Raw genomic sequence first — 10899 nt, forward strand, 5'->3', positions numbered from 1 at the left:
TTTAAAGTTAAAGATTTAATTAATTGCCTAATCTTATGGCAATTCATTTGCAGTGAATGGAGTTTTGATAAATCCACCTGCAGCTTGAATAATTACAGATGGGTTTTCTGCGCCATCTAATCCTGTTTCAGTATCAATAATATCATCTCCCGCGAATAATTTAAAATTATCCATATCGCCACCTCTAATGCTTCGGATTGCAGCAGCATGTCTTGCTTCTACTGAAACAATTTTACCCGCAATAACTAAATATGCAGCTGTTTCAATTAATTTTCCAGCTCCATTATAAGCTTTTACACCAGTATCTTCTAAGGTTTGAGCAGTAGTTAATACAGAGTTTCTGTTATTAAAATCTACACTTGAAAAATCGAATTCTAATTCTGCAGGTAAAATAACATTAGCATCGAAATTTGCTGTCAATGCTGCTTTAAAAAATTCTCTATGATTTACTTCGTGGTTATAAAGATCTTTAAGAATAGTTTTTTCTTCCATTGAAGCTCCGGACCAATAACTGCCGTTAAGCACACGAGTATAAAATTCCGCTTCTAATTGCTCTAAGGCGTACGCATAATTTAAAACGCCTAAATCCCCAGCTCCTAAATCGAACGTATCTGGATCTGGAGTGGGATCTCTAAAATCGTCATCTTCACTACAACTTAAGAGAAAACCCGTACCCGCGACTGCGAGTCCACTCATTTTTAGAAATCTTCTCCGGCTATTTCCTTGAGAAACAGCTTCCTCTACTTTAATTTTTTTGTTTTTCATAATACTAAGTTTTGTTGATCTACAGGAAATCTACGCAGAGAATCTAAATATGGTTTTCGTTGAAGGGTTAAATATTTGTTATGCCATGTTAAAAAGAGTTAATAATTTAAATATTTAGCATTTTATAATTTTCATTTTAAATAAATTAACAATTGTTAAATTATTTTTTTGAGAAATCAACATTATTGGATTTTATGTAAATCCTAATATTAGTTTACGTTTTGAAAAATAAAATGGGTATAACATAAAACTTCGAACCGAATAGAAATATTTGTAAAGAATGTTTTTATTCTACTAGAAAATTGTAGTTTTAAGTATGGAAGAATTACGTGTAAGCCTTATTCAAACAGAATTATTTTGGGAAGACGCTTCTGCTAACTTGCAGATGTTTACTCAAAAAATAGAAGAGTTAGATCAACCGACAGGTTTAATTATTCTCCCAGAAATGTTTTCTACCGGTTTTTCAATGAATGCTGAAAAGCTCGCCGAAAATACCGATGGAGAATCTTTTTCTTGGATGTGTGAAACTGCTATTTCCAAAAACATCGCCCTTACGGGAAGTTTAATAATTAAAGAGAATAGCAACTATTACAATCGCTTGTATTTTATCTTCCCCGATGGTTCTTATAAATTTTACGATAAAAAACATCTTTTTACCCTAGCGGGAGAACAACACACATATAGTTCGGGAAAAGAAAAATTAATTGTAGACTATAAAGGTTTTAAAATCTGTCCTTTAATTTGTTATGATTTACGTTTTCCAGTTTGGTCAAGAAATACTGAAGATTACGATTTGCTAATTTATGTAGCCAATTGGCCGGCCAAACGAACCTTTGCTTGGGATGCGCTTTTACGTGCGCGTTCGATTGAAAATATGAGTTACGTAATTGGTGTAAACAGAATAGGAGAAGATGGTAATGGTCACGCGTATTCTGGTCATTCGGCTGTTTATGATATGTTAGGTAAACACCAATCGACCAAAAATTATGAAGCTATTTTTTCTGAAACAATCACTTTAAGTAAAACTAATTTACAGCAAACACGAGAAAAATTTGGGTTTTTAAGAGATCGAGATGAATTTACTTTAAAATAAAAGTTTCGGTAAAATCCCAATTTGGGCGAATAGTAAAACTTTTGTATAAATAATTATAGACCGATGGGCTGTGTTTATTGTTTTGATTTTCAGTATTTTTGGTTTTTCTTGATACATATGCACAATCTTGTTTTCTCAAAACTATACAAGTATTTTTAATAATTTGATGTAATAAGATAAATCAAAAGAATTAGATAAACTTAGTGTAGAGTTTTTCTTTATAAAAAACCTACACCAACTTCATTTGAAATTGGTATAGGGGAAAAATTTAATGGAATTTTTTATTTATCTATAATATTAATGATTATAGGGATTGACTACTACATCAAAAGAGAATAATTTTGGGGTTCCGTCCAAGGTCAAATTATTTTATTCTGATTGATCATGAAGACCTTTTGCATATTATCGTCTACAATACTGTTTTGAGTTTTAGTTATTTTCATCCATTGCACATATATCCTCCACTTACATTTTCTGTAGAATTATTGCTTTCTGTAAGATTTGGATTTGTTGACCCATAACGGTTATACAACGCGCAAGCACTAATATCTTTGAAGGTTGTGTTGGTAACTGTTAATACTGGATCTACCCACATCTCAATACCACCACCAGAACCAGAACCACCAGCATATTCAATTATAACATTGTCTATTATATTTTGTACGGAAGAGGTTCGACGTATGGAAATTGCACTCCAAGCGCCTGGAGTTTTGGTAACACCGGTAAAAACAATAGGATTATCTGGAGCTCCTTCTGCCTTTAGGGCACTTCCATCATCAAAGCTCTTATCAATAGTGATTCCCTTGGTATCTTCAAATTCGACTATAACACCAGGCTGTATTGTTAAAATTGCACCGTCTTCGATTACTAAGGTATTGGCCATTCTATAGGGTACGCTTAAGGCTGTCCAGGTTTGCGGAGTGCTAATTTTTCTAGGTCCTGCATCACTTTTTAAGCGGATGGCATTTGTTGTGTTTCCCGTAAAGTTTCCACCGACAATATGACTGGCAAGATTCGCTGTAGCATAAATGGGCAAATCACTGTCATTAACTACGCAGTCATTCATTTCCACATCATAATCATACCACGTTGCAGTAATACCATAACTTGTGCTGTGCTGAATGTTTACGAATTTTAGTCTAAAATAAGCACCGGGGTCTAAAATCAAGCTTCCCACTTCGTTATTGCCACTTAAACCGCTATCCCCAGCGTAGAAAATATCGACTTGTTCAAAGCGATTTTTTACACTTTGACTTTCAGAAATAATTCCTTTCCAAGACCCTTTTACTTTAGAAGCGCCGGTAAATTTTATTTTTTGTCCCAATGTTCCAACAGCATTTACAGAACCGTCTTCTTTAATCTTCATTCCTGTTGCCTCTGTAAATTCAATTACTACTCCTGGTTCTATTACTAAATCAATCTCAACAGAGATTACACAGTCAATAATATAATCTACCCCGTCACCCCTGTTTTCTAGTACAGAAATAACATCTGGGTTATTGTTTTTAAAAGAATTGCATTCCAAGACCATGGGTTCCATTATGGGGTCTTCGCCGGGGCTGTCATCTTTACTACAACTTATTAAAGTCGAACCTGCGAGTAGCAGGAATAGCATTGTTTTGAATGTTAATTGTATTGTTTTCATAATTTTGAATTTTTTAAATATTATTAGGAGAGTTAAATAATCTTGTTTTTTTAACTATTCAATATGATTGGGTTGAATATGAAAGGTGACCGTAACTTGAACCCCCTCTTCTTCCGAGTTGAGGTCATCAAAACTGCCTTCCAATTCCAAATCGTACGTTGCAGTTCCGGCTTCCCCGGTTATATTTTTCGTTTTTAAATTGGCTATTGTGACCGTGCCCGACACCCCTCCATAATCTTTATCACCTATTAATATTATTACGGAAGAAAATTCTGAATCTTCGTCCCATCCTTCAGGGGAATTTGATATCTGATAGGGTTGACCATTATTCTTTAATGTTAAGTCAGCTTCTATCGCAACTGTATTTTCTTCATCAGAAAGAAATAATGACAATGCTTTATTTCCAGCACTGTTTTCAGTATAGGTACTGAACAATGATTGACCTCCAGAATCTCCTTCTGAATCCCAAGAATTGGAATATTCTGTACCGTTTACCGTTATGGTGTACGAGCTTTCCCCATTATCGTCAGGATTATCAGGGTTTGGGCCGTCATCATCTTTACTGCATGAGAATACACTTATTACCAAAAGGGCCATAAGTGTTGATTTTAAAGTTTTCATAATATAATTTTGGATTTTTAATAGTTTTTAGGGGAGTTCAATGATCCTAATTGTATTGTTTTTAAATATTGAATTTTACACCGGCGGACAGCTCGTGCTGGCAGCCGTCTATAATCACATACTTCAATTCTGCGAAAGGCATAATGTTACTGCCCAAGTCCAGATTGGCGCCAGCGCCCAGGTTAAGGCCAAACCTTCCATCGGAAGCATCACTGGAATAATTGCCCAGCTCACCAAGGTCTAGGTCTGCATCTACGCTCACATTGGTATAATTTAAACCTCCCAATCCGTACAGGTGAAAATCCTCGTCCTGGATAAAGTAATAGTTTACATTTCCGTTGATTTCCCACCAGTTTACCGTAATAAAGCTTTCTTCTTTAGGTAAGTAGTATATAAAACTTGGCGAAATACTGAGGTTATCGAGCACGCCAAACTCTGCGTTGGCACCAATACCAACGTTTTCAATTTCGGTACCTTAGGCAAGTTCAGCACCAATACGGGTATCGATTTGCGCCTGCGAGACCATTAAGCCTGCAAAAAATAATAGGGTGGCTAAAAATAATTTTTTTGTTTTCATAATAGAGTTTATATTTAGTTTAAAAATTAAGTTAGAGTTTGTTGGCAAAAAGCTTGGCCACTTTAATGGATTTAGCTTTATTAAAAGCGTTGTCAGCAGAGATTTCTGCTTTCACATGAATTAAATTTCCACCTTTTAAAAAGGTAATTTGACCCATTTTTTCACTCCAGATTGCCATCTCGCCCACGTTATCAATCGCTTCGCCATCCTTATAAACAGCGATGGATTGCTTGTACAGTTTCTTATTTACGTTAATGGCCCATACAATGCTCATTTCAGCAGGTCGATTGGTCATGTGGCGATTAAAGACTTCATAAGGGAACGTTATGGATTCCCATTTGTAAAAACAGGCAGGGTATGTGGTGTTTTTTTTAACCTTGCTCGTTTCGGCATCTGCAGGAATGGCCAATGCTTTTTTTATTTCAGCATCAGTCAGCAACTCGCAAGGGGATTGATTTACTTTGCTGTGGGCAGTCATTTCTACCTCTTGCATCTCCTCTGTAGAGGATTTTTCTGAATTTTTACACGCTAAAACAGCCAGTATAATAACAAAAAAGACAATTGTTTTTTTCATGGTTTCTAGTTTATAAAGCTTTGTCAAGGCTTCCTTTTTTTTAATTACTTTTTGACAATCTGTTTGACCACGGTTTGTTCCATGCCTGTGGTGATCTTTACAAAATAACTTCCAGGTGAAAACTGAGCCATATTGATTTCAGATTTCCCTTCCCAGCTTTTTAAACGCTGGCCGGTCATGGAAAAGAGGTCGATTTTTTGAATGTTGTCATCTTTAGTTTTTACGTGCAAGATATCTTGTGTGGGGTTAGGGTACAGGGTTATGTTGTTTTGGGGGGTTGCTATGATTTCTTCAGTACCCAGCTGCCCATCATCCACAAATACCGAAGCTGCAGCAGCATTGTTAGAACCGTTGGTCAGGTCTTGTGGGATTCCGTTTTTCCACAGCGTAGCTACATCATTTGTGCCGTTACTTTCATAACCAGCCAAATACACATCGCTCCCGGAAACATAGACCGAAATGGTAGAAGAATTGTTCGATCCAAGGTTCAAGGACTGCGGCATACCGTTTTTCCATAACTTGGCGACATAATCTGAGTAGTCCGTTTCATAGCCTGCCGCATACACATCACTGCCGGAAACGAATACTGACGGAGCAACACCATTGTTAGTGCTATCGGTCAGGATTTGTGGGGTGCCGTTTTTCCATATTTTAGCTACATCATGAGTGCCATTATACTCATTGCCAGACACATATACATCATTACCGGAAACAAATACCGACTGGGCAACGGCACCGTTTGTACCATCGGTAATACCTTGTGGTGTCCCGTTCTTCCATAACATGGCCACATAACTGCTACCATTGTCTTCATACCCGGCCACATATACATCGCTGCCATAAACAAATACCGAAATGGCTTGAGCGTCGTTTGCACCATTGGTAAGATATTGTGGTGTCCCGTTTTTCCAAAGCGTAGCTACTAAATTTGTACCATTCGATTCCAATCCCGCCACATAGACATCACTGCCGGAAACGAATACCGATTGGGCAGTGGCCTGGTTTGTACCATCGGTAAGAGTTTGTGGCGTTCCGTTTTTCCACAGCGTAGCTACATAATTTGTACCATTGTCTTCATAGCCCGCCACATAGACATCACTGCCGGAAACAAATACTGACCGGGCAGTAGCAGAGTTTGTACCATCGCTAAGGGTTTGTGGCGTTCCATTTTTCCATAGCATGGCTACATCATTTGTTCCATTGTTTTCATACCCGGCTACATATACATCTTGAGCGTTCAAGACGGTGCTACATAAACCTATAAGCAGGCTTACCAGTAAAATTCTGTATTGTTTTGTAGTTGTTTTCATTGTTTTTTGGTTTTTAGACTGTTGGAAATTGAATGTTGTTTTTTTATCCTTATTTCTTAACCACTTGCTTTACCACGGTTTTGCCATCTTGTGCGGTGATTTTTACAAAATAACTTCCGGGGGCAAATTGTGATAAATTGACATCGGTTTTTCCTTTCCAGGTTTTTAGGCGTTGGCCGGTGATGGAAAAGAGGCTTGTTTTTTGGATATTGCCCAATGGGATCTCTACGTGCAAGATGTCCTGTACCGGATTGGGGTACAGGGTAAAATGATTTTCTGTCATATCTGACACGCCTAAACTATTGGTTACAAATACAGAGTAGGCATAGGCATAAGTAGAGCCATCACTTATGGTTTGTGGGGTGCCGTTTATCCATACTTTAACAAGATTCCCTTCTTCTCCTGCTACATAGACATCGCTGTTATATACAACGACAGATTTTGCATCACTACTTCCTTGATTATCAAGTATTAGGCTTTGTGGGTTATCGTTTTTCCAGAGTTTGGCTTTTCCTGTCCCGTTGTTAAATTCATTTCCTGCAACATATACATTGCCGTTAGCAACATAGACAGATTTGGCATAGGCATCATCGGTACCATCGGTCAGGTCTTGCGGGGTGCCGTTTGTCCATAGTTTGGCTATATTATTTGTGCCATTGAATTCCTTTCCTGCCACATATACATCACCGTTATCCACAAAAACAGAAAGGGCTTCAGCACTTTGAGTACCATCGGTCAGGTCTTGTGGGCTGCCATTTTTCCATACTTTGGCAATATCCCCTTCTTTTCCTGCTACATAGATATCGCCGTTATCTACATATACGGAAGAAGCCCTGCCATAAGTGGCACCATCGGTTAGGTCTTGTGGAGTGCCGTTTGTCCAGAGTTTTGCGGTACCGGACTCATCTCCAGCGACATATATATTACCGTTATATACAAAGACAGAACGGGCTTCCGCATTTAGAGTCCCATCGGTTAAGCTTTGTGGGGTACCGTTTATCCAGAGTTTGGCTACTCTTATCCCCGTATTATTTTCTTCAGTACCTGCTACATATACATCGCCGTCATCAACAAATACGGACCAAGCGTTGCCAAAATTGACACCATCGGTCAGGTCTTGCGGAGTGCCGTTTGTCCATAGTTTGGCAGCTCCTTGATATTCGTTGCCGGCTACATAGATGTCTTGGGCGGTCAAGACGGTGCTACATAAGCCTATAAAGAAGCTTACCAGTAAAATTCTGTATTGTTTTGTACTTGTTTTCATTGTTGTTTGTTTTTAATGCTAAAGCTTGGGGAAAGGCATGTTTTAATTATGTTTATTATTGTTCAATAGTTAATTGTTCATTTTCTGCTTTTCGGTATTCATTGTTCCTTGTTTTCTTGCGGTAGGGATCCAAAATGTCCCATTGAATATTTCGGAACGGGGCATCAGCAGGTCGTTTTACCCTTAGAGGCCCTTATAATACTGCCTAACGGCTGTCCTGCAAGTGACTGCAGGCAGTTGGGCAAGCTTCCTTTAGGCGCTTCGCCATCTCCTTCCGTGAGGTTTTTTACCTGGGTAAGGGTGGTCCCCAACCGCCCCCGGTAGGTTATACAACTGTCCAAAGGCACTGTCAGTAAGGCTTCTAGACCGTTGGTTGACCGGTGGTAGGTTTTTGTGAACCGCCTGCCCTCTATTCTTGAACTGCCCATAATGGGTTGTCCTACTGCCTGCATGCGGTTGGAAAGGCCTGCTTGCCCTCTGTTGAAGGGCAGCTGGGCTGTTATTTTAGGTAAAGTCATCATTTTGTTAAACTATGTTTACAACTTATTTATCTGCTGAAAAAGAACGCTATGTGTTTGGTTATAAGGTCTCGTTTTCAGTGTCTTCTTCCGTAGGCTTATCGTCGCCACGGTTGGCAGTACCGGTGTTTTGGTAGTGCTTTTTCAGGTCTTGGTATATACTGGTGGTACCGGGTTCGTTTTGCCCTGCCAGGTATTTTATATACCGGTAATAGGCTATGGCGTTGTGAAAATTGTCGTGATCCAACAATATCTTGGTATCGCTCAATTTTTCTGCAATGCGGTTGAGTGCGCGAAAAGGGCTTTCCAATTGCTTGCGTGCCACATAATCGGCATCAAACTCAGCTTTGTCCACCGTGCCGGGCAGGGTCTCCGGAGCTTGCTCCATATAGTCCTTGCACTTGTTGACCAGTATTTTATTTCGGTCGGCCACAGAGCCGTATTGTTGTCGCTCTTCAGGCGTGAGGTTGACCACCTTGCCTTCCAGTGCCTGATTGAGCTGGGCAATGCTCTGGTTTATTTGGTCCAGTTCTGCTTCGGTAAAGCTGATGCTTATTAAATTGTCTAATGCCATGATATTGGTTTTATGAATTCGTATTGCGTATTTATTCAGTAGTGATCTTTGAGAAAAGTAGCAACGATAGGGGTTTTGAGCCTTACCGCCTGATAATCTGGTACGGCAGGGTTCCCTACCATCTGCTATCTTTCCCCAAAAATGGCCAATCCTCTTTATTCTTATTCTTTTACCACTTTGTGGCTGGTACCTCCGTTTAGGTCCTTTATAAAATAAACGCCCGCGGCCAAGCCGCTCATATTTATTTGGGTATTTTGCCCGGCTTCTATTTCTTGCAGTAATTGACCTTGTAAGTTATACAGTTGTAAGCCAGTAGGCTCTTGGACATTGATGTACAGCACGTCCTGTACCGGGTTGGGGTACAGGGCAAGGTTGTTTTGCAAGCCTGAAACAGTGTCAACGCCCAACTGGCCATCGTCCACAACTACGGAATACATTGCCGTGTTATCTGGGCAAGCTTGACTGATAAAATCAATATATCCATTTTTCCAAAACGTAGCGAAACTACAATTTTGAGAACCATTACTGGCAGATGAGGTCCCTGCCACATAGACATCATTCCCTGAAACATATACTGAATAGGCCCTTGCTCCGTCAAAAGCACTATTGGTATTTAGGATTTCGCCTACGCCATTTTTCCAAAGCATGGGATCGTCTCCGTCATAGCCTACCACGTACACATCACCATTGTTAATAAATACGGAATTGGCAGAAGCCCGTGAAGATCCGTCGGTCAGGTTTTGCGGGTTCCCATTTTTCCATAGTTTGGCGATATAATTGGTGCCGTTGGATTCCCGGCCAGCGGCATACACATCCCCATTGTTAACAAATACAGATTCGATGTAAGCATAATTGGTGCCGTCAGTAAGGTCTTGTGCGGTACCGTTTTTCCAGATTTTAGCAACAGCATCCACATAATTGCCATCCACACTGTAATCATATTCAGTACCAATGACATATACATTACCATCAGCAACAAATACAGATTCGGCATGTGCATTTTGAGATCCATCGGTCAGGTTTTGTGGGTTCCCGTTTTTCCATAGTTTGGCAACATCGTTTGTTCCGTTGTCCTCATATCCTGCCACATATACATCACCATCAGCAACAAATACAGATTGGGCATAAGCTCTTTGAGATCCGTCGGTAAGGTCTTGTGGCGTTCCATTTTTCCAGATTTTGGCAACGTAATGATTACCGTCATCTTCATATCCTGAAACATATTGGTCGCCCTCATAGATAAATATGTCCGTGGCCCTCGCAGTTTCGTTTCCACTGGTAAGGTTTTCCGTGGTGCCATCTCCTTCCCAAATTTGAGCAATATCGGATGAACCATAATTGTCATAACCGGCCACATACACATCTTGAGCAGAAAGCGTTATAGTAAAAACAAGTGCCCATAAGACAAGCCCTATTTGTTTGATTTTGCCATAAGGGGTATTTATTATTGTTGTTGTGGGGTACTTTTTAAGTTTCATCATGTTTAGGTTTTAAAAGTTTATTGTGTTTTAATTATTAAATTGTTTGTTGGTTATTGGTTTTTCTGTTTTTCAAATATTTTTAAGCCATACCTCAATGACTAGTCAGTACGATAGGGAAAATCCACTTTATTTTATGTGAAAAGATACCTGCGCTACCACCTTGTTTTTATGTACTATGTTCAATTTGTGATCCCCTTTCTCTATATAATCCACATTGATATAAATGTCCTGCTCCTGAAGGTGACCTAAAGAGATTTCTGATTTTTTTTTGCACTTGTGTTTTTTCAAAATTTAGGATTCCCTTTGCGTTTGTGGTTCCAAAAATAGTAGTGTGCCGAGGCGGAAGGCTTTCACTATTGTAACAGATACTTGCACTTTTTTTTAAATGCCTTCACTATTGTAACAAATACGTGTAGTATTGTAACATAATGAATGTTAATATATTGAAAATGAGATAGATAAAATCATTTGGCTTTT

The 10899-nt window shown here is 39.1% G+C and carries 10 protein-coding genes; 1 reads left to right on the plus strand and 9 read right to left on the minus strand.

Translation table 11 applies throughout. The annotated features are described in order from the left end of the window. Positions 1-33: 33 nt before the first annotated feature. A complete protein-coding gene (locus ACFFGL_RS09960; protein ID WP_309726450.1) occupies positions 34-765 on the minus strand; it encodes a ferritin-like domain-containing protein in 732 nt (243 codons plus the stop codon). A 316-nt stretch (positions 766-1081) separates the two neighbouring features. Between ACFFGL_RS09960 and ACFFGL_RS09965 the strand changes: the two genes are divergently transcribed. After that, positions 1082-1858: an amidohydrolase gene (locus tag ACFFGL_RS09965; protein WP_309726448.1), complete on the plus strand. Its 777-nt coding sequence runs from the start codon at positions 1082-1084 to the stop codon at positions 1856-1858. A 439-nt stretch (positions 1859-2297) separates the two neighbouring features. Here the strand turns inward: ACFFGL_RS09965 and ACFFGL_RS09970 are convergent, their stop codons facing one another. The 8 genes from ACFFGL_RS09970 to ACFFGL_RS10005 form a co-directional block, all read right to left on the minus strand. Beyond that, positions 2298-3473, minus strand: a complete 1176-nt coding sequence (locus tag ACFFGL_RS09970; RefSeq protein WP_309726446.1) for a hypothetical protein — start codon at positions 3471-3473, stop codon at positions 2298-2300. An 84-nt stretch (positions 3474-3557) separates the two neighbouring features. Then, positions 3558-4124: a hypothetical protein gene (locus ACFFGL_RS09975; protein ID WP_309726445.1), complete on the minus strand. Its 567-nt coding sequence runs from the start codon at positions 4122-4124 to the stop codon at positions 3558-3560. A gap of 61 nt (positions 4125-4185) precedes the next feature. Continuing rightward, on the minus strand, positions 4186-4590 hold the full coding sequence (locus ACFFGL_RS09980) for an outer membrane protein (RefSeq protein ID WP_378928495.1): 405 nt from the start codon (positions 4588-4590) through the stop codon (positions 4186-4188). Positions 4591-4732: 142 nt separating this feature from the next. Beyond that, entirely contained in the window at positions 4733-5275 is a 543-nt protein-coding gene (locus ACFFGL_RS09985; RefSeq protein WP_309726444.1) for a hypothetical protein, read from the minus strand. Positions 5276-5319: 44 nt separating this feature from the next. Continuing rightward, a complete protein-coding gene (locus tag ACFFGL_RS09990) occupies positions 5320-6585 on the minus strand; it encodes a T9SS type A sorting domain-containing protein (RefSeq protein ID WP_309726442.1) in 1266 nt (421 codons plus the stop codon). A gap of 49 nt (positions 6586-6634) precedes the next feature. Continuing rightward, the gene (locus ACFFGL_RS09995) at positions 6635-7849 is read right to left on the minus strand and encodes a T9SS type A sorting domain-containing protein (RefSeq protein WP_309726440.1); all 1215 of its coding nucleotides are present in this window, start codon (positions 7847-7849) and stop codon (positions 6635-6637) included. A 579-nt stretch (positions 7850-8428) separates the two neighbouring features. After that, positions 8429-8941, minus strand: coding sequence for a hypothetical protein (locus tag ACFFGL_RS10000; protein ID WP_309726438.1), 513 nt, complete (start codon positions 8939-8941; stop codon positions 8429-8431). 161 nt (positions 8942-9102) lie between these two features. After that, entirely contained in the window at positions 9103-10422 is a 1320-nt protein-coding gene (locus ACFFGL_RS10005; RefSeq protein WP_309726436.1) for a T9SS type A sorting domain-containing protein, read from the minus strand. Between the last annotated feature and the right edge of the window lie 477 nt (positions 10423-10899).

The organism is Mesonia maritima, from assembly GCF_042433895.1.
In the GTDB taxonomy this organism is placed as follows: Bacteria; Bacteroidota; Bacteroidia; order Flavobacteriales; family Flavobacteriaceae; genus Mesonia; species Mesonia maritima.

Excerpts from the sequence above, each read along its gene's own strand:
- ACFFGL_RS09965 (WP_309726448.1), top strand. The coding sequence starts at position 1,082 with ATGGAAGAATTACGTGTAAGCCTTATTCAAACAGAATTATTTTGGGAA.
- ACFFGL_RS09970 (WP_309726446.1), bottom strand. The coding sequence starts at position 3,473 with ATGCTATTCCTGCTACTCGCAGGTTCGACTTTAATAAGTTGTAGTAAA.
- ACFFGL_RS09975 (WP_309726445.1), bottom strand. The coding sequence starts at position 4,124 with ATGAAAACTTTAAAATCAACACTTATGGCCCTTTTGGTAATAAGTGTA.
- ACFFGL_RS09985 (WP_309726444.1), bottom strand. The coding sequence starts at position 5,275 with ATGAAAAAAACAATTGTCTTTTTTGTTATTATACTGGCTGTTTTAGCG.
- ACFFGL_RS09995 (WP_309726440.1), bottom strand. The coding sequence starts at position 7,849 with ATGAAAACAAGTACAAAACAATACAGAATTTTACTGGTAAGCTTCTTT.
- ACFFGL_RS09990 (WP_309726442.1), bottom strand. The coding sequence starts at position 6,585 with ATGAAAACAACTACAAAACAATACAGAATTTTACTGGTAAGCCTGCTT.
- ACFFGL_RS09960 (WP_309726450.1), bottom strand. The coding sequence starts at position 765 with ATGAAAAACAAAAAAATTAAAGTAGAGGAAGCTGTTTCTCAAGGAAAT.
- ACFFGL_RS10000 (WP_309726438.1), bottom strand. The coding sequence starts at position 8,941 with ATGGCATTAGACAATTTAATAAGCATCAGCTTTACCGAAGCAGAACTG.
- ACFFGL_RS10005 (WP_309726436.1), bottom strand. The coding sequence starts at position 10,422 with ATGATGAAACTTAAAAAGTACCCCACAACAACAATAATAAATACCCCT.